This window comes from Brachybacterium squillarum M-6-3 (assembly GCF_000225825.1).
In the GTDB taxonomy this organism is placed as follows: domain Bacteria; phylum Actinomycetota; class Actinomycetes; order Actinomycetales; family Dermabacteraceae; genus Brachybacterium; species Brachybacterium squillarum.
The window spans coordinates 1302028-1322302 of sequence record NZ_AGBX01000001.1 but is presented as its reverse complement, the minus strand read 5'-3'; the positions used below and the strand labels follow the sequence as shown (position 1 = coordinate 1322302).

General features: G+C 66.9%; 20 protein-coding genes. 13 read left to right on the top strand and 7 right to left on the bottom strand.

Going from position 1 to position 20275, the window contains the following annotated elements:
- Positions 1-2: 2 nt before the first annotated feature.
- The 12 genes from OM98_RS05815 to OM98_RS05765 all read left to right on the top strand — a co-directional run bounded on the left by OM98_RS05815 (position 3) and on the right by OM98_RS05765 (position 10384).
- Positions 3-1328 carry a beta-ketoacyl-[acyl-carrier-protein] synthase family protein gene (locus OM98_RS05815; RefSeq protein ID WP_050812617.1) on the top strand — a complete coding sequence of 442 codons (1326 nt, stop codon included), beginning with the start codon at positions 3-5 and terminating at the stop codon, positions 1326-1328.
- Positions 1325-2521, top strand: coding sequence for a beta-ketoacyl synthase N-terminal-like domain-containing protein (locus tag OM98_RS05810; protein WP_010533660.1), 1197 nt, complete (start codon positions 1325-1327; stop codon positions 2519-2521). The genes OM98_RS05815 and OM98_RS05810 overlap by 4 nt, the downstream gene beginning before the upstream one ends.
- 36 nt (positions 2522-2557) lie before the next feature.
- Complete coding sequence (locus OM98_RS05805; RefSeq protein ID WP_010533659.1) at positions 2558-2809, top strand: phosphopantetheine-binding protein; 252 nt, start codon at positions 2558-2560, stop codon at positions 2807-2809.
- Positions 2810-2827: 18 nt separating this feature from the next.
- Positions 2828-3601, top strand: coding sequence for an SDR family NAD(P)-dependent oxidoreductase (locus tag OM98_RS05800; protein WP_033194813.1), 774 nt, complete (start codon positions 2828-2830; stop codon positions 3599-3601).
- A gap of 17 nt (positions 3602-3618) precedes the next feature.
- Positions 3619-4527: an aromatase/cyclase gene (locus tag OM98_RS05795; protein WP_010533657.1), complete on the top strand. Its 909-nt coding sequence runs from the start codon at positions 3619-3621 to the stop codon at positions 4525-4527.
- Positions 4524-5477, top strand: a complete 954-nt coding sequence (locus tag OM98_RS05790; protein ID WP_175285943.1) for an MBL fold metallo-hydrolase — start codon at positions 4524-4526, stop codon at positions 5475-5477. The genes OM98_RS05795 and OM98_RS05790 overlap by 4 nt, the downstream gene beginning before the upstream one ends.
- Complete coding sequence (locus tag OM98_RS05785; protein WP_010533655.1) at positions 5474-5884, top strand: nuclear transport factor 2 family protein; 411 nt, start codon at positions 5474-5476, stop codon at positions 5882-5884. The genes OM98_RS05790 and OM98_RS05785 overlap by 4 nt, the downstream gene beginning before the upstream one ends.
- Positions 5874-6317, top strand: a complete 444-nt coding sequence (locus OM98_RS05780) for a nuclear transport factor 2 family protein (RefSeq protein WP_010533654.1) — start codon at positions 5874-5876, stop codon at positions 6315-6317. The genes OM98_RS05785 and OM98_RS05780 overlap by 11 nt, the downstream gene beginning before the upstream one ends.
- 26 nt (positions 6318-6343) lie before the next feature.
- Entirely contained in the window at positions 6344-7921 is a 1578-nt protein-coding gene (locus OM98_RS05775; protein ID WP_010533653.1) for a class I adenylate-forming enzyme family protein, read from the top strand.
- A 7-nt stretch (positions 7922-7928) separates the two neighbouring features.
- Positions 7929-8276: a hypothetical protein gene (locus tag OM98_RS05770; RefSeq protein WP_010533652.1), complete on the top strand. Its 348-nt coding sequence runs from the start codon at positions 7929-7931 to the stop codon at positions 8274-8276.
- Positions 8210-9043, top strand: coding sequence for a 4'-phosphopantetheinyl transferase superfamily protein (locus OM98_RS16480; protein WP_083837704.1), 834 nt, complete (start codon positions 8210-8212; stop codon positions 9041-9043). Before OM98_RS05770 ends, OM98_RS16480 begins: the two co-directional genes overlap by 67 nt.
- A 306-nt stretch (positions 9044-9349) precedes the next feature.
- Complete coding sequence (locus OM98_RS05765; protein ID WP_010533650.1) at positions 9350-10384, top strand: IS30 family transposase; 1035 nt, start codon at positions 9350-9352, stop codon at positions 10382-10384.
- 382 nt (positions 10385-10766) lie between these two features.
- Here the strand turns inward: OM98_RS05765 and OM98_RS05760 are convergent, their stop codons facing one another.
- On the bottom strand, positions 10767-13463 hold the full coding sequence (locus tag OM98_RS05760) for a GcvT family protein (protein ID WP_010533649.1): 2697 nt from the start codon (positions 13461-13463) through the stop codon (positions 10767-10769).
- A gap of 179 nt (positions 13464-13642) precedes the next feature.
- Between OM98_RS05760 and OM98_RS05755 the strand changes: the two genes are divergently transcribed.
- Positions 13643-14389, top strand: coding sequence for an IclR family transcriptional regulator (locus OM98_RS05755; RefSeq protein WP_010533648.1), 747 nt, complete (start codon positions 13643-13645; stop codon positions 14387-14389).
- A 52-nt stretch (positions 14390-14441) separates the two neighbouring features.
- On the opposite strand, the gene OM98_RS16150 is transcribed toward OM98_RS05755, so the two are convergent.
- The 6 genes from OM98_RS16150 to OM98_RS05725 all read right to left on the bottom strand — a co-directional run bounded on the left by OM98_RS16150 (position 14442) and on the right by OM98_RS05725 (position 20108).
- Positions 14442-15395: a PKD domain-containing protein gene (locus OM98_RS16150; protein WP_245528723.1), complete on the bottom strand. Its 954-nt coding sequence runs from the start codon at positions 15393-15395 to the stop codon at positions 14442-14444.
- A 46-nt stretch (positions 15396-15441) separates the two neighbouring features.
- The gene (locus tag OM98_RS15525; RefSeq protein WP_010533646.1) at positions 15442-16095 is read right to left on the bottom strand and encodes a DUF6318 family protein; all 654 of its coding nucleotides are present in this window, start codon (positions 16093-16095) and stop codon (positions 15442-15444) included.
- 98 nt (positions 16096-16193) lie between these two features.
- Positions 16194-16718 (bottom strand): AAA family ATPase, encoded by a 525-nt coding sequence (locus OM98_RS05740; protein ID WP_010533645.1) that lies wholly within the window; start codon positions 16716-16718, stop codon positions 16194-16196.
- Positions 16718-17041: a hypothetical protein gene (locus tag OM98_RS05735; RefSeq protein WP_010533644.1), complete on the bottom strand. Its 324-nt coding sequence runs from the start codon at positions 17039-17041 to the stop codon at positions 16718-16720. The genes OM98_RS05740 and OM98_RS05735 overlap by 1 nt, the downstream gene beginning before the upstream one ends.
- A 28-nt stretch (positions 17042-17069) precedes the next feature.
- Positions 17070-18860, bottom strand: coding sequence for a hypothetical protein (locus tag OM98_RS05730; RefSeq protein ID WP_010533643.1), 1791 nt, complete (start codon positions 18858-18860; stop codon positions 17070-17072).
- A 6-nt stretch (positions 18861-18866) separates the two neighbouring features.
- Positions 18867-20108 carry an SPFH domain-containing protein gene (locus tag OM98_RS05725; RefSeq protein ID WP_010533642.1) on the bottom strand — a complete coding sequence of 414 codons (1242 nt, stop codon included), beginning with the start codon at positions 20106-20108 and terminating at the stop codon, positions 18867-18869.
- Between the last annotated feature and the right edge of the window lie 167 nt (positions 20109-20275).

Below are 20275 nucleotides of genomic sequence, written 5' to 3'. Positions count from 1 at the left end.
CTATGTCTGCAAGAACAGGCTCCCGTGAACGCCTGACGAACCGGAGGGTCGCCATCACCGGTATCGGGGTCGTCGCGCCGGGCAGCCCGGGCCGGGAAGCGTTCTGGTCGCTCATCACTTCCGGGCGCTCGGGAATCCGTCGGCTCAGCAGGTTCGATCCATCTCCTTTCCGTTCTCAGATCGCCGGCGAATGCGACGTAGATGAGGAATCGACGGGGTTTCCGACGGACACCGTCCCTGGAGAGGTCGACCCCGTGGACAGGAGTATTCGAATTGCCATGGCGGCGACGGATGAAGCTCTGCAAGACGCCGCCGGCAACAACGGGATGCCGGTCGGAGAATCTGATCGCCTCGGCATCTCCTATGGCTCAGCAGTGGGCGGTTCCCTGCGGATGGTGGAGCTCTTCGACCACTTCACGGACGAGGGTGACCAGTGGCTATGTCCCTTCGGACCCAAGGACGAGTCCCTCTTCGAAGGACTCCTTCCGAGCACTCTCGGGGTGCACCTTGCCCAGCGCTACGACGCGACCGGGCCCGTGTCCGTCGTCTCGGCGGGATGCACCTCGGGACTGGATGCTGTCGGGCAAGGCGCCGAGATGATCCAGCGCGGGGAGGCCCAGGTCGTCATCGCCGGTGGCACCGATGCGCCCCTCTCGCCGATCACCGTCGCATGTTTCGACGCCATCAAGGCGACGAGCCCGTCGAACGAGTCCCCGCATGCGGCCTCGCGCCCCTTCGATGTGAAGCGGAACGGATTCGTATTGGCCGAGGGAGCGGCAACCCTGATCCTCGAGGATCTCGAGCATTCTCGCGCTCGTGGGGCCAGGGTGTACGCCGAGGTGACCGGTTTTGCGCGAACAGCCAACGGGTACCACATGACGGGTCTGAGCAGTGAAGGGACGGAACTGGCCACCGCCATCACCAAGGCACTCGAACGAGCTGGCATCAGTCCTGAGGGTATCGACTACGTCAACGCGCACGGGTCGAGCACGCCCCAGAACGACATCCATGAGACCCAGGCGCTCAAGAAGGCCCTCGGCGACCACGCGCACCACGTCCCGATCAGTTCGATCAAGTCCTCCATCGGTCACTCGCTAGGTGCGGTGGGCGCGATCGAGATCGCAGCCTGCGCGCTGGCGATCTCCGAGAACCTGGTGCCACCGACGATCAACTACACCTACCCTGACGAGCGCTGCGACCTGAACTACGTTCCGAACGCCCCTCTCCAGCGAGACGTCGACGGAGCGCTCTCGACGGCGAGTGGCTTCGGTGGCTTCCAGTCAGCGATCGTGATCGAGGACTCGAGCCGCAGAGGGGCAGCAGCATGAGCCGAGAGCGCACGTTCATCACTCGAATCGCCATCGCCAACTCTCAGGGCGTGACGACCGACGAGGTGTGGGATGCCGTGATCCAGGGACGCACTGCATTCTCCGAGGTCGACGACGGCGCGGGGCAGCGAGCACTGTTCGGAGCTCTCGACACCGATCGGATGGCCTCAAGCCTGACCTCCCGAATCAAGGTGCAGACGGACCCGATCACCCAGGCGGCTCTTGTCATGTCGGACCGCCTCCTCGAGGAGGACGACGGCGAGCTCCTCTCGCGAAGGGACGACATCGGTGTCCAGCTCGGCAACAATTACGGAGGACTGACCTTCGCCCAGCGGGAGTTGACCAACCTCCATACCAGTGGCCCTGGTGCGGTCAGCCCGTACCAGTCTTTCGCATGGTTCTACTCAGTGAACACCGGGCAGATCGCGATCCGCCACAAGCTCAAAGGCCCCAGTGGAACCGTGGCCACCGAAGCATGCAGTGGAATCGACGCCATCGGCCTCGCGCAGCACGAGATCCGTTCGGGCGCCGACTACATGATCACAGGTGCGTTGGACGGCACCCTGAGCCCGTTCGGCATCGCATCGATGTACTCCACGAACGGAACGCCCGCACCGAGCGACGATCCCGCACAGTTCGCGCCGTACCGCGAGGAATCCACCGGATACGTCCCCGGTGCGGGCGGCGCCCTGCTCATGGTCCAGTCCGAGCGTTCCACGCCGACGACCCATCGCGAGGTCGAGCTGCTGGGGTGCGTACGAGGCTTCCAGGGGAGGGAGCGGGGCTCCGTCCTCCCCGCACTCGTCGAGCGACTTCTGACAGAGACCAAGACAGTGTCCTCGGACATCGGGGTCGTCTACGGCGATGCACTCGGTGTGCCGGAGTCGGATGCTCGGGAGCGAGCCGACTTCCTGCGGATCTTCGGGGATGCCCAACCACCGATGACGGCACCGAAGACCGGCTTCGGACGACTGTTCGCCGGCGCCTCTGCGGTGGACGTGGCTCTGGCGGCGCTGACTCTCCGCGAGGAATGGATTCCTCCGTTCGCGGCTCGATACGGACCGAGTGACTCCGACGAACCGCTGAACATGGTCATCGGCCGGGGACAAAACGCCCAGAAGCCCACGGCCCTTGTGGTGTCCACCGGCACCGGCGGCTACCGCTCCGCAGCTCTTCTGCGGCTGAACGACTGAAACCCAACAATCTCGATCACGGAAAGAGGCCACACCATGGCTCGCATCACCTTGCAGGAACTGCTGACGACAATTGACACCGTCGTGGGCGAGGACGACGACATCAGGATAGACGAGTCGATCCTGGACACACCCTTCGAGCGGCTCGACTTCGACTCGCTCCACATCATCGCAGTGAGCGCCCGGCTCGAACAGGGGCACGGTTTCAAGTTCCCAGAAGGCAAGGACTACGCGCTGGTCACCCCTCGCGAACTCATCGACATCGCCAACGCTCAACTGAGCAGCTGATCGGGCATAGGGGGACGCATGAACGCCGTAGCTGTTGTCACCGGGGGGACCTCCGGCATCGGGGAGGCGATCGTCGAGGCCCTGGCTCGCACGGGATCACGAGTAGAGTTCTGTGCCCGAAAGCGCAATGACGTAGACCGGCATCAAGAGCAATGGCGTGCCGCGGGATTCGATGTCACGGGCACGGTGTGCGACGTGACGGATGAGGGAACGGTCGACCGATACGTGCGGAACATCGTGTCGCGCAACGGCGGGATCGACCACCTCATCAACAATGCCGGAACCTCGGGGGGCGGACCCTTCGACTCCCTCCCCACGGAGGTCTGGCATCGGATCATGGCGACGAACTGCGACTCCGTGTTCTTCATGAGCCGCGCGATCCTCCGCGACGGAGGGATCCTCGACTCGGACCACGGGCGGATCGTCAACATCTCCTCGACGGCCGGCAAGCAGGGAATACCCCTGGCGGCCCCGTACAACGCCTCCAAGCATGCCGTCATAGGGATCACCAGATCCCTCGCACTGGAATACGCGAAGCGCGGCGTGACCGTCAACGCCATTTGTCCTGGATACGTTCAGACCCCGATGGCCGACACCGTCGTGAGACGTCACGCCGAGATTGCCGATCGCGACTTCGAGGACGTCCGCAGCGACTTCGAGAGCAAGATCCCTATCGGCCGCTACACGACGGCCGCCGAGGTGGCTTCTTTTGTCGAATATCTCGTGCGCCCGGAAGCTGCGGCCATCACAGGGCAAGCCATGAACGTATGCGGCGGACTCGGTCGCTTCTAGAACGGGCAAGGACCCTCATGGAACACAGCATTACCATCAACGCTCCCACCGCGACCGTCCAGGAAATCATCTGCGAGGCCACCCGCTGGCCGGTCTACTTCCCTCCCACCATTGCGTGCGAGCAGGTCCTCGAAGAACCCGGTCAGGAGTCGCTGAAGCTCTGGGCACGAAACGGGGACAGCGATCACGTGGTGTCCTGGCGCTCCGTGCGAGAGGTCGATGCAGCCCGCACACGGGTCGCATTTCGACAGGTCGAGCCGGTGCCCCCACTGACCTCCATGTCCGGCGCGTGGACCGTTCGCCAGATCGACGAACGGACCACGGAGCTCGGCCTCACCCACGCTCTCGGGGCCGCCGACCAGGACGCCCTACGGGCCGCTGCTGAGGCGACGGATTTCAACAGCACCACCGAACTGGCGGGGATCAAGACCCTCGCGGAGACCTATGGTGACTCCCTCTCCGATCACTTCATCCAGACCCATGACGAGATCCACATCGGTGCCGCTCCGAGCCAGGTGTTCGCACTCCTCTGGGATGTCAGCGCGTGGCCACGCCTTCTGCGCCATGTCGATGCGGTGACGGTGCACTCCCAGGACGAGGACCAGCACCGATTCTCGATGACGCTCGCCGGCGGCTCGGCGTCAGCACACGGCATCGAGTCCGTACGTGTGGCACGCACCGATGAATGGATCGCGTTCAAGCAGACTCGGACGCCGGACGGGGTCTACGGTCACGCGGGCACATGGACGATGACGGCCGTGGACGGAGGCACGCTCGTCATGGTTCGGCACCTCGCGCTCCTCGAGCGCGTGGAGGCGTCCGCCCTGCACGACCTCAGCACCCGGCTGAGCACGAACCTCCGTCGCAGCAGCCTCGCGACCCTGGAGGTCGTCAGAAGCGCGACCGAGACGACGTCGGCCTCATGAACCGAGTGCGTGATGGGGGTAGGTCCGCGCGCCGCCTCAGCGACCACATCTTCGCCTGTCAACAACTGCCAGGCTCCTGGTGTCAGAGCAACGTAGGCATCGTCCAGCTGGACGAGGTCGGGTCGGTCGCACTGATCGATACTTTCGCGACAGAATCGAGGAATCGCCAGCTTCGCCGTGCGATCGAGGGACTCGGCGCGACGTCGATCAGTGTCATCAATACCCACTTCCATGGCGATCACACGTTCGGCAACTCAATCTTCGAGGACGGAGAGATCATCGGGACGCAGGTGACTGCCGAACTGATGGAGATCTCAGGGGATGACCTCGTCCGCCGGCAGCCGATGATCGATTTCGGGGACGTCCGCGTCACCCCCCCGACTCGGCTGGTCTCCCCTCGGGAGCATCTTCCTACCGATTGGGGCGGACTCGAGCTCAACGAGTTCCGACACGCCCATACCGCGAGCGACCTCACTGTCTACGCCCCCGCCGAAGGAGTCGTGTTCACCGGAGATATCGCCTGGAACGGCGTCACTCCATTCGTCCTCATGGGATCCATCCTAGGTTCCATCGAGTCACTCGAATTCTTGCTCGAACTCCACCCTGAGACAGTGGTTCCCGGCCACGGCGCGGTCGGGGGCCCAGAAATTCTCCGAGGCACCCTCGGCTATCTGCATGATGTCCTGGAGTATGCGGAGAAAGGCCTCAGCAGGGGTGCGAGCGTCTGGAAAACCGCCGAGGAATTCGAGCGCGGCACGGTCGGCGTCGGAGTCGATCCAGAGAGAAACATTGCGAATATCGCCAGGGCCTTCGCGGACCTCGGAGCCGACGGGGACTTCGACATCGTCGAAAATCTCGCCGTCATGGAGACATGGAAGGTCCGACGCCACGAGGGACCGGGCCCGATTCAAGAAGGGTCCACGAGCCCAGAAGGGACACAACAAGGATGACAGAGGCAAAAGGCCGGTACCTGCCGAGCATTCTCCAGTTCTATGGTGAACATTTCTCACGCATCGACGAAGGTGACATCAAGGGTTGGGCCTTGGATTTCGAGTCCGAGGCAGAGTTCTCGTCCCCGACGGCCGAACTTGCATCCGCCGACGAGATCCGGGAGAAAGCTGTCGCCGCCCACCGCTCCCGTCGCGAGCGGGGCGTCGTCAACCGGCACCTTCAGTCGGCGGTCCACATCCTGCATTCGACGGAGGACTCGGCCGAGGTCCGGTCCTACGTGCTGGTGGTCGCGGTCGAACCCGACGGGTCCCAGCCCACGCTGCTGTCCACCGTCATGCAGGACCACCTCGTCCGAACGACCTGCTGGAAAGTCCGGAGACGGGAGATCACTTTCGATGGGAGATGAGAACACGGACCTGCATTCGAAAGATCCGCGGGATAGCTTCTTCGCGATCAGTCAGTTCTACGCCCGACAGACCCAGGGCATCGACGAGGGCGACATCTCAGCATACTCCTCCACATTCGGGGAGAAGGCGATCGTGGTCAACTCGGTGAACGGCAGCCGCTTGACGGGCCGTCAGAACATTCACACGACCGCGCTGGAGAACTTTGCACGGCGACACGAGGCGGGACTCCAGTCCCGGCACCTCATGTACACACGTTCCACGCGCCAGCTGGCGAACGGTCTGACGGGGGCTCTGTCCCGCGTCCTGATCCTGCAGACCCCGAGGCAGGGGCAGACTTCGATTCTCGCGAGCGTCATCTGCGACGACCTCATCGCCCGTGATGCGGGCGGAACGCTGAGTATCCAGTTTCGGTCTATTTCTCCATTCGGCTGAAGCCGAGACAACCCAGGAGAGCAATTATGAGTCATCCCGCGCCCGATTCGACAATGCGCATACCAGAGATCGTGGTCGCAGAACTCGTCCAAGCCTCAGCGACCCGCTTCCCGGATTCCATTGCAATCATCGATCGCGGTACGACGACCACCTACGAGGAATTGGACCAGCGCATCGACATGGTGGCCGCGACACTTCGCCCGCTGGTCGGTGGGAACCGCTGGACACGCGTCGGTGTCACCTGGAGCCCGAGCCTGGACGGGGTCATCGCCTATTACGCAGTGCTCCGCGCCGGAGCCGTCATGGTGGGCCTAATGCCTCCGAAGCCCGGCGCCGAGCTCACCAGGGCCATCGAGGAGACACGGCCCGATCTCCTGATTCTCGACCATCAGACACGCGAGAGACTCGGCCCCTTTGCGCAGACCATCCGAACCCTCGGGCTCACGACCGTGATCGACGAGGTCGGGATCCCCATCACCGAGAAGGCTCCGGAGGGATCGCCTGCGCCCGACCCAAGCGATCCGGCAGTGCTCGCGTTCACCAGCGGGACGACGGGCCCCTCCAAGTGCGTCCGTCTCTCCCACCGGAACATCGTCTCCAACGCGTTCATGGTCGGAGCGGGCCACCGCTTCGACTCCACGTCGGTGATCTACCCGAATATGCCCATCCTGAACCCTTTGCATCTCAACGCTGCGATCGCAGCCGGCGCGGCATTCGTCATCGATCCGGTCCGAGACGCACATGCCATCGCAGAGCGATTGGAGCGCTGCGGGGTGACTCACTTCTACGGTATTCCTTCACTTTTCGGGCGTCTCGCGGAAGCAGAGGGCCTAGCACCGGAAATGTTCGCGTCCGTGAAGTACTTCTCGTGCGGATCCAAGGCACTCTCGCCCTCCCTCAGCGACAGGCTCGAGCGAATATTCTCTGTCAAGATGTTCCAGGGATACGGTCAGACAGAATCTGCCTACCATTCGCACGTCGACGATCCCGATCGTCCTGTGCACGGCTCGGTCGGGAGGAGCCTTCCGAACACAGAGACTCGGATCGTGGACGCGAACAGCCGGGAGCCCGTGCCATTCGGAACCGTCGGTGAGGTCGAGATCCGGGGACCGCAGATGATGACGGGGTACACGAATCGACCCGATCTCGAGCCGTTCGCCAAAGGCGGATGGTTCATGACCGGTGACGTCGGTCGGCTCAGCGATGACGGACATCTCTTCGTCATTGATCGGCTCGTCGACATCGGGTACAGGAACGGTGAAGTCATTTCTCCATCCGAGATCGAACGCCGACTGGAAACGTACGCGTCCGTCAAGGAGGCGGGCGTGGCGCTGGAAAAGGACAGTTGCCAGGATTCCACGGACCTCGTCGTATTCTTGGTTCGGCACGATGCCGGGAGTGCCGTCACAGGCGACGATCCACTCCTTGACGAGCTTGAGGGTCTCAGGGAGAACGGAGAGATCTACTTCGTCGACCGTCTTCCACGGCTCCCGATCAACGGGAAGGTCGACAGGAAAGCCATCCTGGCAGCCGCACCACTGCTTCGCACAGCGAACTACGAACGCGCGGGATCCATCGATCTTGATGCACTCACCGAAAAGTAGGGACCCAATGCTGATACTGCACATCATTAACGCCGTCATCTCGCTGTCGACAGTGGTCGCCGCCATCCTCGCGCTCGCGCGACCGACAATGTTCAGCGGCTCCCGTCACGTGGTCGCCGGAGAGCTATTCTTCGCTCGGATGTACGCGGCCAGAGCGATCCCCTTCGGGATCCTCGCGGGAGTCCTCCCCTTCATGGGCTCGACCGACCCATGGCCCGCCACGATTGTCCTGGTCGCCGCCGCAGGTGTACAGGTCGTCGACGTCGTCATCGGAGCAGGGAAGAAGGAATGGGGAATGGTGGGCGGCGCCGCCGCAGCGGTCGTCGTCCACAGCCTCACCGCGTGGCTCCTGTGAGCCCGGGCCAGGACGTGGCCACGGTCTGGAGTCCTTTCTCCCCTCACCTCGCTGGCGCCTCACCGCCTCCGTTCATCTGGGCAGAGGGGCGGTTCCACTCAGAGTCAGACCTCCACGTCTCAGAGCGGCGCGCGATGCATTCGGCCTCTGCGTCACGGAGGATCGCCTACTCAGGTGCGCGTGCGTGTGCGCGGGCGGCCATGGCGACAGGAGGGCTGCCGCCCGGGCCGGTACTCAAGGGAAGAAGCGGAGAACCCGTCTGGCCATCTTCCGAGGTCGTCGGCAGTTTGAGCCACAGCAGACCGTTCTGCGCCGCCGGCATAGCGATGCGTGATGACGTTCCCGGCCTGGGCGTCGACATAGAGGTCCATCGTCGCCTGCCCGATGAAGTGCGTTCGGCCATCGCCACCGACGCTGAGTACGAAGAGATCAGAACCAGCCTGAAGCATGAATCGATGAATTCTGTCGAAGAGATCCTTCTATTCTCCGCCAAGGAGGCATGCTACAAGGCCTTATGTCGCAGTGGCCAAGCGCTCACCAAGCTCTCGAATATTCGCGTGAATGACTTCGCCTCCGAAAGGAACAGCGGATCTCTCCACGGACGTTTTCGCGGGAAGGCTCCCAGCAATAGCCTCAGGGCGTGCTCATTGCTCGGGATGTTCCAGCAGGACGTCGATGTCACGCGTGTGATCGCGTGGCGAGTGCGTCCTTGCGCTCATGGTGAGCCTCTCGGCTTAGCGTGCGGTAGGAGTCGATATCTCCGATGACGCGGAGCGGATGGAGTCGGAAGTTCTCGACGCGAGGTCGGGCACTTTCACGTCCGACTTCCCAGGTCAGGTTCCCTATCCGTCAGTCGCCGTCATCCGTACCCGCTTGGCCTCGGGAGGTCCGGCACGCGTGCGTGACCGGAGGAGGCGCTGCCCTCGACGTGCGGTCTCCGGGGCCGGATCGATGAAGAGTCCAGAGATCGGCGAATCAGCGACGCATCGGACAGTCGGGACTGGTGCATGGTGGTGTCTTAGCGTCGTAGCAACACCCCTGGTCGGCAGGGGTCGATCGATCGGGGTGGCCAGATGGTGCGGATGGCGTTGACATTCTCGGACCGGTCGGAGATCTCCACCGCCACGAAGGCAGGCTGGGGAGTCCGGAGAATCGCCCGCCACCTGGGGCGATGCCCCTCGGTGATCTCCCGGGAGATCCACCGCAACACCACCAAGACTCGCGGCTACCAGGCCGTGACCGCAGACGTGACCGCCCAGCGCCGCCGAGCCCGACCCCAGGTCCGGAAGGTCGCCGCTGACCCAGTGCTGCAGGCCCGTGTGGAGGCCGACCTGATCGCGTCGTGGACGCCGAACGAGATCGCGGGCCGCTTGCGCCTGGAGGCCGCAGACCCGACCGTTGAACCCATGGGCAACTCTCCCGACGCAGCAGGCCAGACCGTCTCCGGTGAGGCGATCTACCAGTACATCTACGCCATCCCCCGCGGAGAACTCGCCCGCAAGGGCATCTTCCTGCAATCCAAGCGGACCACGCGGCAGCCCCGCACGACGGGTCAGTCCCGGGGCGGGCCGATCGTCGGGATGATTCCGCTCAGCGAGCGGGGCGAAGACGCCGCCGAGCGCCGGGTCCCGGGGCACTGGGAAGGGGACCTGATCATCGGGAAGAACGGCGCCTCGTGCGCGGCGACGCTGGTGGAGCGGATGAGCGGCTTCACCGGACTGCTCGCCCTGCCCTCGAAGCACGCAGAGTCGACTGCGGATGCGGTGATCGAGTACTTCAACGACCTCCCGGCGATGATGCGGTCCTCGCTGGCCTGGGACCAGGGCTCCGAGATGGCCCAGCACGCCAAGGTCACCCTCGCGACCGCGATGCCGGTCTACTTCGCCGACCCCCACTCGCCCTGGCAGCGACCATCGAATGAGAACACCAATCGGCTCTACCGGGAGTACCTGCCCAAGGGCACGAGAATCCCCGACCACCAGCCCTACCTCACCGCCATCGCTGAAGAGATCAACAACCGCCCCCGCCGCCGGCTGGGCTACCTCACCCCGACAGAGGCCTTCACCCGGCTACTGGTCGGCGAACCTCATGTTGCTTCCACGCCTTGACACCACCCATGGCCGAGATCGTGGAAGGGTGGGATGGATGAGCGGTCGGATCGATGGGACACGTCCTCTGTAGCAGTCCCGCCCGTCGCCGCGGGCGGATCTGCTCCTCCTCCGGAGTTCTCCGGGAGCTCCGTACAACCCGGCGAGGACGCATCTGCAGTGTCGTCCGCATCGTCAGGAGGTCACCGACCGGCGTCGTCCCGTACCTCCTGGCGCAGGTGTTCCGGCGGTCCAGAAGGTCCAGGTGTCGGAGACGCGTTGCGAGAGGCGTACCCAGCACAGGCAACCCGTTCGGAAGGCTCTCGCGCGCCACGCGAGAGGGATCAACGCCGTCGCGAGGTGCGCAGGCGCTCCGGGGCCGTCAGATTCGCAACGGCGGCACTCACCGCCGAATCCGCTCCATCCCCCCGTCGTACACCGGCTCCGCGAGCACCCAGGCGGGCTGCACCCGGCCGAGCCGCTGGATGCCGAGCGTCGTCCCCTCCGCGGCCAGCTCGCTCGGCACCCAGGCCAGTGCCAGGACCTGTCCCGTGACGTACCCGAAGTCCGCGCTGGTCACCCAGCCGACCGTAGACCCGTCGGCGTCAAGCACCGGCGATCCCGGCTCGGGGCGGCCAGCATCCATACGCATGCCCAGGGCCACCAGCTTGCGGCCGCGGCTGGGCTGCTCGGCCAGTGCGTCTCGGCCCACGAAGCCGTTCTTCTTATCCATGCGGACGGCGAAGCCGAGGCCGGCGTCGTCGGGGGTGTCTTCGCTGGTCATGTCCGAGCCCCAGGAGCGGTAGCCCTTCTCCAGGCGCAGCGAGTTGAAGGCGGCGCGGCCGGCGGGGACGATGCCGTAGCGCGCGCCGGCGGCGGCGATCTTGTCCCAGAGGCGCAGGCCGTGGGCGGCTTCGGTGGTGAGCTCCCAGCCCAGCTCCCCCACGTAGCTCACGCGGGCGGCGAGCACGGGCACCCCGGCCACACGGATACGGGCGGCTTTGAAGTAGCTCAGGCCCTCGTGGCTGATGTCGCCCTCGGTGAGGGGTTCGAGCACGTCGCGGGCGTGGGGGCCCCACAGGCCCAGGCAGCAGGTAGAGGTGGTGATGTCGTCCAGCACCACGCTCCCGTCCTCGGGCAGCAGGCGGCTAAGGCGGTCCACGTCCAGCGCCCCGTTGGCGCCGATCAGGTACTCCTGCGGGGCCAGGCGGGTGACCGTGACGTCGGAGAGGATGCCCCCGCGCTCGTCGAGCATCAGCGCGTAGGTGACGCCGCCGGGCTTCTTGATCACCGCGTTCGAGCACTGGTAGCTCACCCAGGCAGTCGCCCCAGGGCCACGCACCCGCAGACGCGTCAGCGAACTCATGTCGTACATCGCGACGCGGTTGCGGGTGGCCCAGGCCTCGGCGGCGACGATCGGCGACCAGTTCACCTGGTCCCAGGCGTCGCGGCGGGGCACCACCACGGGCACCTCCTCCGCCAGGCCCGGCAGGTCGGCGATGTCCGTCGGCGCGCCCTCGGCGAAGTCCCGCACGGGGCGGGAGCGGAAGCCGGGGTCGGAGAAGATCGCGGCGTTGGAGGCGTGCCACTGCGGCAGCTCCCACCCGTTCGCTTCGTTGAACACGCCGCCTGCGGCCTGGATGCGCGGGTAGAACGGGCTGGTCTTGAGGCCGCGGGTGACCAGAGTGGTCTGCCGCGGGAAGTGCACGTCGTACACCTCGTCGTAGTTCTCGGCGGCGCGCTCGCGGATCCAGGTGCGCGAGAGCAGCGCCGGGTCGAAGCGGGCCAGGTCCAGCTCGTGGGTGTCGATCCCGGGGTCGCCGCTCAGGATCCAGTCGGCCACCACCTCGGCGCAGGCCGCGGACTGGGTGACCCAGATGGCCTGCGCGGACCAGAAGCCCTCCAGCCGCGGTGAGGGGCCGAGCAGCGGGCCGCCGTCGGGCGTGAAGGAGAAGACGCCGTTGAACTCGTCCTCCAGCGGCAGGTCCTGGATGGCGGGGAACAGTCGCGCCACCTCGGCGTGGCAGAAGGCGAAGTCGCCGGGGGTGAACTCGCGCTTGGCGGGCTCCTGGCCACCGGCCAGCAGGTGATCGGTGTCGGTGATGTCTTCCGGGGGCAGCGGCAGCGCCGGATGCTCGTAGGCGCCGATGCCGATGCGCTTGTTGAACTCGCGGAAGTACAGGCCGGAGCCCTGGTGGCGGATCATCGGGCGGGCGGACTGCTTGTGGTGCAGGGGCGTGCCGTCGGCGGTGGTGCCGGGCAGCTCGTCCACCTCGGCGGTCCAGGCGTAGCCGTGCTCCATCGGGTGCATGGGCAGGCGGAGTCCGCCGATCCGGCCCAGCAGTGGGCCCCAGATGCCGCCGGTGGCGATGACGACGTCGGCGGGGAGGGTGCGGGGCTCGCCGGTCTGCTCCTGGGAGGTGGCGGGTTCAACGACGACGCCGGTGACGTGGCCGTCCTCGGTGGTGACGTCGACGGCGCGGGTGAGGCCGAGGACGGTGGCGCCGCCGGCCTCTGCGGCCTTGAGCTGCGCCTCGACGGCCCAGGAGGAGTGGACGACGGCGTCGGTGGGCGTGTGCAGGGCGCCGAGGACGAGGCTGGTGTCCAGGCCGGGCCAGAGTTCGGCGACCTTCTCGGGGCCGATGAGTTCGGCGGGCACGCCCCAGGCCGTGGCGTAGCCGTGGCGGCGCTTCAGCTCGGTGAGCTGGCCGTCGGTGGTGGCGAGTTCGAGGCCGCCGACGCGGTCGACCAGGGCCTTCCCGTCCAGCTCCATGCCGTCGAGCATGTCGAGGGTGCGCTGCGCCAGGCGGCACATGGTGCGCGAGCCGTTGGTCTGGAACACGAAGCCGGGCGCATGGGAGGAGGAGCCGCCGGGCGTGGGCAGGGGGCCCTGGTCGATGACGGTGACGTCGGTGCAGCCACGCTCGGTGAGCAGGCGGGCCAGGGCCGCGCCGACGACGCCGGCGCCGATGACGACGATGCGCGCGTCGGTGTCCGCGGGGACGACGGGTCCGGCGGTGGTGGCGTCCTGCGCGGTGATCGGCGCGGCGGTGGGGAGGTCCGCGCGCGGGCCGGCCGGCGTGGTGGAGGGGATGGTCATGGGGACTCCTCGGGGACGGTCCGGTGATCCGCTCTCGGTGGCCGCTGCTCGGGTGGTCATGATGGTCGCCACCCGCTTACGTTGCTTATTGCGCAACCGCCGCGTATCGTGCAACCAGTCAAGCGCGCGGGGCCGTGGCCGTCAAGAGGACGCGCGCATCGGGATCAGCGGGAGGCGAGATGGGCATCCAGTCCGTGGACCGCGCCCTCGAGGTGCTGGACGTGCTCGCTGCCCGCGGCGCCGCAGGCACCGGCGAGGTGGCCGAGGCGCTCGACGTCCACAAGTCCACCGCCTCACGACTTCTCGCCTCCCTGGCCGAGCGGGACCTGGTGACGGCGGTCGGCCCTGGTGGGCCGTACCGGCTGGGCTTCGGCCTGGTACGACTGGCCAGCGCCGTCACCTCCCGCATGGACTTCTCCCAGGTGGCGCAGCAGCTCAGCGAGCGCGTGGCCGCCGAGCTGCACCTCACCGCGAACGTGGCCGTGCTGGACGACGTCTATGCCGTCAACGTCGCCCAGGCCGTGGGCGACGGGCTGCTCGCGCCCCGCCACTACGTCGGCCTGCGCACACCTGGGCACGCGACGAGCTCGGGCAAGGTGCTGCTGGCGAGCAGCGCGGCCGCTGCCTTACGTGCTCGGGAGGGTGAGCTGCCGGCGTTCACGGAACGGACGCTGACCAGCGACGTGGAATTGGACGCCGAACTGTCGCGCGTGGCACGGCAGGGCTGGGCCGCCTCGAACGAGGAGTGGGAGGACCGCATCACCGCGGTCGCCGTGCCGCTGGAGCTGCCGGACGGCCGGGTCGAGGCCGCCCTCACCGTCACCGGACCGACCCACACGCTGCCGCCGGAACGATTCGCGGAAGTGGCGGGCCAGCTGCGCGCCCTGGCGGCGACCAGCGGGCGGTGGACGTCGCCGAATCCGTGAGACCAGGGAGGCCTGTCCGAACGGAGCGCGAAGCCCCAGCGGCTTCGTGCGTTCAGATCTCGCGATGTCGGGCCTCGGGATCCTTCGGCCCCTCGGTGTCCGGCGTGCGCTCCGGGACGTAGGGGGCCTTTTCCTCGTCAACGGGCACCTCAGGGTTCACCAGCCGAGACTCGAAGGACTTCGCGAAGATCTCGATGGGTTCCGACGCCACCTCGATCGTCCCGTCGATCGGCTGCCACTCCCCTCCGTTGACCGAGAACTCCCCCTCGAAGGTCGTGGTCAGCGTGATGTCGTACCAACCCTCGTACGTGTACTCGGAGGACACCTGCTCGGACGGATACGGCTCCCCCGGCTTGTCGGTGTTGATTGTGTTCCCGTCACCGAGGTCCCAGTGGTACGAGACTGGGGTTGCACGGACTTCTACGGGCGTTTCCAGCAGCTCTACATCCAACACTTGAGCCTCTGGCTCAACGTATAGAATATTGACCATATTCACAGGGATCCAGCCTTCGGGTGGACCCGCGTTGGCCACAAGTGGCGCAATGGGCATTCGAGAGAAGTCCTCTGCCGTCACCTCCACTACGACAGACTCTCCGCCCGCCGGATCGCCAGAGTTGGCGGGGACGAGAGTGTCACATCCGAAACTACGAAGGCTCTCAGTTCCAGCGCCGGGGTCGACACGAATTTCCTCGACGACGCTCTGACCATTACCCTGCACCGCCCCACCTGCGACGCAAGCAGCATTGTTAGCCCCACAGAAAAGTTCAGCGACGGAGTTTCCATCACTAAGATCGTCGCAGCCGTACTCACTGCCGGCATCGTGGTCCCGTATATCAATGTATGGATTCCGAGGGCCTCCACCCTCGCCCTCAGATCCGCTTACCAAATTTTTCGCGTGGCCGAGTATTTGCGATAACGAAACCTCTAGGTACCCATCACCTCCGCTTCCGGTGTAGTCTGCAGCAGCTTCGCGTGAACTCACAGCCATAAAAAATGCGAGAACCACGGAAGAGGCAGACGCAGTAGAGATTACCCTCCGGCTCCAATACCTACTAAACATCCTCAACATCTACTGACATCCCGTCCACGAGCCACTTGCCGTCAACCCAGGCCATCCCAGCCGCAATATAGTAGCGTTGAGCGGGCACCTCGATTTCGCCTTCAAAATTCTCGTTCGGCTCCTGGTGTTCCCCATTGTCGGCAATATACGAAACCACGTAGCTCGAAATCTCTTCATTCGGGGCCTCTTGAGAGGAAACACTCACGACATTGGTCTCGAATTCCGACCAGTACTCCCCATTGGCGGCCAGCTGATCAATGTCATCAAGCGCATTGTTGCAGACCAGGCAATTTTCCGTAGAGAGTCCTCGGAGTTTTTCCGAGCTTCCGGTCTGATGGCCCCACCAACCCATATCCATAAAGTATTTGAAAGCTTGCTCAGCCCCTTCCGGCGTCTCCTCATCCATCCCCGGATAGTCGTCCGGGTCGGGCGCCGGGATGTCAGGCGCGGCTTCCGTGGAGCCCCCGCCATCGGAAGCCTCGGAGCCGCCGCCGTCGGAGCCCCCTCCCCCGTCAGAGGCGTCGTCGTTGTCGATGAGGGTGGGTGGGGCCTCGGTGACGGGGCCGGTGCCGTCGTCACCGGCGCAGGCGGCGAGGCCGAGCGTGAGCACGGCGAGGGCGGCGGGGGCAGCGAGACGTCGGCGCATAGGAGTCCTCTTCCGGGGTGCGGCAGATCACTCGAACCGTAGTCATTCCGGCGCATCACCGCCAGGGCACCCCCTGGCTTGTGGACGCTCCGCGGCCCTCAGAGACCGGCGGCCGACAGCACCTCACGGGCCGTGTCCCGCGGCGCGCCCTGCACGGTGACCTGCACGTCCTCCACCTGGGCGGCATCGAGGATCGCCGTCAGCACGTCGTAGCGCGCCAGGTGCCAGTCGCGCCCTCCCGGATCATCCGCGTGGCGCCGGCGGATCCGCTCGCGCACCACGTCGTCCGGGGCGACCAGGCGCACCACCCGCAGCGGCGCCCCCATCGCCTCCTCGAACCGGGCACGCGCGGCGCGGTCCGCGATGGTCCCGGCGGCGAGCCCCACCTCGGCCCCTGCGGCGCGGAAGTTCCGGCACATGGCCCGCAGGTTCGCGAGCTGCAACCCCTCGTGGAAGCGGTCCGTCGCCGGAGCCGGCCAGGCTCGGCGGATCGCGTCGATGTCGACCATCGCGCCCGGCACGTCGCGCTCGGCGAGCAGCGCGGCGGAAGCCTCCATCGTGGTGGTCTTGCCGACCCCGACCGCACCCGTGATGAGCAGCGAGCGCGGGCCCTCCTCCGGCATCAGCGCACGTCGATCCGGCGCACCCGCTGCAGGTGGTCGTCCTCGTTGGCGCCGTTCATGGTGCGGTTGCGCTGGCGGTTCTTCGAGCCGCGGCGATGGTCTCCAGCCTGCAGGTTCCCCACCGACACCTCGGTCTCGCGCTCGTACTCGTGGCGCTTGTCGGTGTTGCGGTAGTAGCGGTAGATCGCGTAGTAGACGCCGACGAACACGGCCGGGCCAGCCACGAAGGGGATCGCCAGGCCCACCGCGCCGTCGCCGGAGCCGCTGGCCAGGATCGCCGCCGCGCCCGGATCGCCCGCCAGCGCCAGGAGCACCTCGTTCATGCCGCACCACCGTCCGTCGTCGTCATGATCATCCGCCCAGGAACATCGCGATGCCGACCAGGCCGCCGAGCACCGCCGCCACCGCGCCGGCCACGCAGGACACCGCCGCGATCTTCGGGTGCGAGACCGGCACGGAGCCCATCGTGGTGCCGTTGCGGCCGTTCACCGCGATGTAGTGCACCAGCGAGTCCTGGCCCTTGCTCGCGTCGTAGTAGCTGTACAGCCACACTGGCACGTACACGGACACCCAGCGGGTGCCGCGCACCGCCAGGCCCTCCTCCTGCCAGCGCACGCCGCGGTCGTAGCGGTTCACAGTGGGCCGCACCTTCGCGCGGGCGATCGAGAGGAAGTGGTCCTCCACCCGTCCGTCGATGTCGCGCACGTTCAGGTCGCGCCGCTCCGAGGTGAAGCCCTTGAGGTAGTTCGAGTTGTAGACGACGGCCTGCTCGGTGTCGTACGGCTGCACGGCGTTGAGGATGTTGTTCGTGGCCGCGGTGTTGTCCTCCGCGTTGAAACGACGGGCGGACTCCACGGCCAGATCGTCCACAAGCAGGTCGAAGGCCCGCTGCACCGTGTACACGTCGGCGTCGTAGTAGGTCTCCGAGACGGTGCGGTCGCCGACCTTGCGCCGCACCGTGTACTGCCGGGTGGTGACCTCGCCGGTGCCGCGCAGCACCGCGTGCAGGTTCCCGTCGACCACCATGTACGGCATGTAGACGCCCATGACGTTCTCGGGCACGAACTCGCGCTTGAACCGCGCATCGGCGAAGGTGCGGCGCGAACCGACGAAGTCCCCGATCTGCTCGACGGCCTGCTCGCGGGTGAGCAGGAACGGCAGCACCGCATCGGGCACGGAGCCGTTGGGGATCTGCGAGTTGATCGACAGGGTCTGGCGGCACCAGTGGCAGCGCGCCTGCATCTCCTGGTCGACATTGATGACGACCTCCGCGCCGCAACCCTGGCACTTCAGGGTGACGACGGTGAGGTCCTCGCGCACGTCGGCCGTGCCGGAGGCCAGGGTGTGCCCCTGCAGCTCGGCGATCGAGGAGTCCAGGCCGAACTTCTGCTCGGCGACGTCCTCGTTCCATTCGTGGCGGCAGTAGGAACAGACCAGCGCGTGCGAGGTCAGCGAGTAGTGGATGTCGCTGCTGCCGCAGCGGGGGCACTTGTTCAGCCCGTCCTCGCGGCCGGAGCTGGTGTCGATGATGCGGCTGCTGGTGTGGCGGGCGGCGGCCTGGGCCGCGGCGGCGAGCTGATCGTCTCCGAGCATCTGCCCGCTCTGCTGCCCTCCGGCGGCGCGCTGCTGCGGAGCCTGGGCCTGGGCCTGGGCCTGGGCCTGGGCCTGGGCCTGGGCGGATGCTCCCGCGGGCGGCGCCTGGCCTGGCACGGGACCGCCGCCGGTCGGGACGGGGCCGCTGCCTCCGGGGGCCGGTCCCCCGCCGGTCGGCACGGGACCGCTGCCGGCCGGCCGGGCGCCGGGCCAGGCCGGAGCGGCACCGGTCTGCGTGCCGCCGCGGCCCCCGGGGATCGCCTGCCGCTCGGGGGCGGGGCCGGCCGCGGCGCGTGGCGCCTGGGCCTGCCGGGGGTGGGGCATCGCGGCGGGGCGGGCGTCGGGCCGCTCCGGGTCGCCGGCGCCTGCGGAGACGGGGTCGACGACGGTGCGCGGGTCCTGCGCGGTGGGTCGGTCCTGCTGCCCCGGCGGATGCTGCGTCCGCGGGTCGTGCTCCCGGTGGTTCTGCGCCGCCTGCGCCCGCGCGGCCTCAGCCTCCGGGCGCGCCCAGTCGGCGCCCCCGGTCGGCGGCTGCGGAGGAACGGTCATGACGGCTCAGAGCCCGAGGGCGTTCTTCTTGGCCGCCTCGTAGTCCTCCGCGCTGATCAGGCCCTGGTCGAGCATCTGCTTGTACTGCGCGAGCTTTGCGACCGGATCCTCCTGCGCGGCGGCCTGCTGGGTCGCTGCCTGCTGGGGCTGGCCCTGCCCCTGCTGCGGGGCGGCCTGCTGCGGCTGGCCCTGCTGAGCGGCCGTGCCCGGGGGCTGCTGATACGGCTGCACCGGGTTCACCAGGCCACCGGCGGCGTTGGCACCCATGCCGAACATGGCCAGGCCTGCGCCGCCGCCGGTCTCCCCCGCCGCCTGCACGCCGCGCGCCGCCGCCTGGTTCAGGAAGGACTGCGAGCGGTTGCCGGAGAGGGCGTCGGCCTTCTGCACGTCGGCCAGCAGCTCGCGGGTGCGCTGGTCGTACTCGATCGAGGCGATGGCCGTCTTCACGATGGTCAGGCCGCGATCCGTCGACCAGCGGTAGCCCTCCTCCACCGCGGCGGAGAGGGACTGCGCGAAGCCCACCGAGTCGCCCTGGATGCGGGTGATGCGATTGCCCTTGTCGGGGTCGTTCGTGTAGCGCGAGAAGGCCTGCGCGAGCGAGCCGACGACCTCGCGGAACAGCTGGTTGCCGGCCGCATTGTCGGGGTCGGAGAAGTCGAACACCGGGGCGTTCTGCGAGATGAACGAGGCCGGCACGAAGTTGTGCACGAACAGCAGCGGGTCGATGATCCGCATCGTGTACGAGCCGCGACAGATGGCTCCGACCTGCGTGTTCAGGTAGGCGTCGTCCCAGTAGATCTCCGACTGGGTGCCGAAGCGGTTGTCGGGGATCTCCTTGAGGCTCACGTAGAAGGCGAGCTGCTGCGAGGTGGGGCGGCCGCCGAACTTGAAGCGCTCCCAGGACATGCCGACCGTCGAGGCGAGGATGCCGTCGCTGGCGAACACCGAGCGGGAATCCGGGGACTGGTCGTTGAACTCGTAGCCGCCGGCCTCGGTGATCAGGCCGGTCGCACGACCGTCGACCACGGTGATCAGGCCGTAGCCCTGCGGCACCAGGATGCGCGAGCCGTTGGTGATGACGTTCTCGCTGCCGCGGGTGTTCGAGCCGCGGCCGGCGTTGGTGCCGCGCGGCACGGCCGGGAACAGCGCGGCGGTCTGCGGCAGGCCGTTCGGGATGGTCAGGAAGTCCTGCCACTGGTCGGCGAACATGCCGCCGATCGCGCCCTTGAATGCCTGGATGAAGCCCATCGGTGTCTCCTTCGTGTCCGTCCCCCATGTGACGCCCATCATCGTAGCCGCGAGCCCTGGACGCGGACCGGGAGGCGGGTGGACCCGGCCGGGACGGCGGCTGGGCGGCCGGTGCGAGGGAGTCGTGTCCACGGAATGGAGCACAGGAGACAGTGCCTCCGTATATC

Coding starts and splice junctions, on each gene's coding strand:
- OM98_RS05815 (WP_050812617.1), top strand. CDS start 3: ATGTCTGCAAGAACAGGCTCCCGTGAACGCCTGACGAACCGGAGGGTC.
- OM98_RS05810 (WP_010533660.1), top strand. CDS start 1,325: ATGAGCCGAGAGCGCACGTTCATCACTCGAATCGCCATCGCCAACTCT.
- OM98_RS05805 (WP_010533659.1), top strand. CDS start 2,558: ATGGCTCGCATCACCTTGCAGGAACTGCTGACGACAATTGACACCGTC.
- OM98_RS05800 (WP_033194813.1), top strand. CDS start 2,828: ATGAACGCCGTAGCTGTTGTCACCGGGGGGACCTCCGGCATCGGGGAG.
- OM98_RS05795 (WP_010533657.1), top strand. CDS start 3,619: ATGGAACACAGCATTACCATCAACGCTCCCACCGCGACCGTCCAGGAA.
- OM98_RS05790 (WP_175285943.1), top strand. CDS start 4,524: ATGAACCGAGTGCGTGATGGGGGTAGGTCCGCGCGCCGCCTCAGCGAC.
- OM98_RS05785 (WP_010533655.1), top strand. CDS start 5,474: ATGACAGAGGCAAAAGGCCGGTACCTGCCGAGCATTCTCCAGTTCTAT.
- OM98_RS05780 (WP_010533654.1), top strand. CDS start 5,874: ATGGGAGATGAGAACACGGACCTGCATTCGAAAGATCCGCGGGATAGC.
- OM98_RS05775 (WP_010533653.1), top strand. CDS start 6,344: ATGAGTCATCCCGCGCCCGATTCGACAATGCGCATACCAGAGATCGTG.
- OM98_RS05770 (WP_010533652.1), top strand. CDS start 7,929: ATGCTGATACTGCACATCATTAACGCCGTCATCTCGCTGTCGACAGTG.
- OM98_RS16480 (WP_083837704.1), top strand. CDS start 8,210: ATGGGGAATGGTGGGCGGCGCCGCCGCAGCGGTCGTCGTCCACAGCCT.
- OM98_RS05765 (WP_010533650.1), top strand. CDS start 9,350: ATGGTGCGGATGGCGTTGACATTCTCGGACCGGTCGGAGATCTCCACC.
- OM98_RS05760 (WP_010533649.1), bottom strand. CDS start 13,463: ATGACCATCCCCTCCACCACGCCGGCCGGCCCGCGCGCGGACCTCCCC.
- OM98_RS05755 (WP_010533648.1), top strand. CDS start 13,643: ATGGGCATCCAGTCCGTGGACCGCGCCCTCGAGGTGCTGGACGTGCTC.
- OM98_RS15525 (WP_010533646.1), bottom strand. CDS start 16,095: ATGCGCCGACGTCTCGCTGCCCCCGCCGCCCTCGCCGTGCTCACGCTC.
- OM98_RS05740 (WP_010533645.1), bottom strand. CDS start 16,718: ATGCCGGAGGAGGGCCCGCGCTCGCTGCTCATCACGGGTGCGGTCGGG.
- OM98_RS05735 (WP_010533644.1), bottom strand. CDS start 17,041: ATGAACGAGGTGCTCCTGGCGCTGGCGGGCGATCCGGGCGCGGCGGCG.
- OM98_RS05730 (WP_010533643.1), bottom strand. CDS start 18,860: ATGACCGTTCCTCCGCAGCCGCCGACCGGGGGCGCCGACTGGGCGCGC.
- OM98_RS05725 (WP_010533642.1), bottom strand. CDS start 20,108: ATGGGCTTCATCCAGGCATTCAAGGGCGCGATCGGCGGCATGTTCGCC.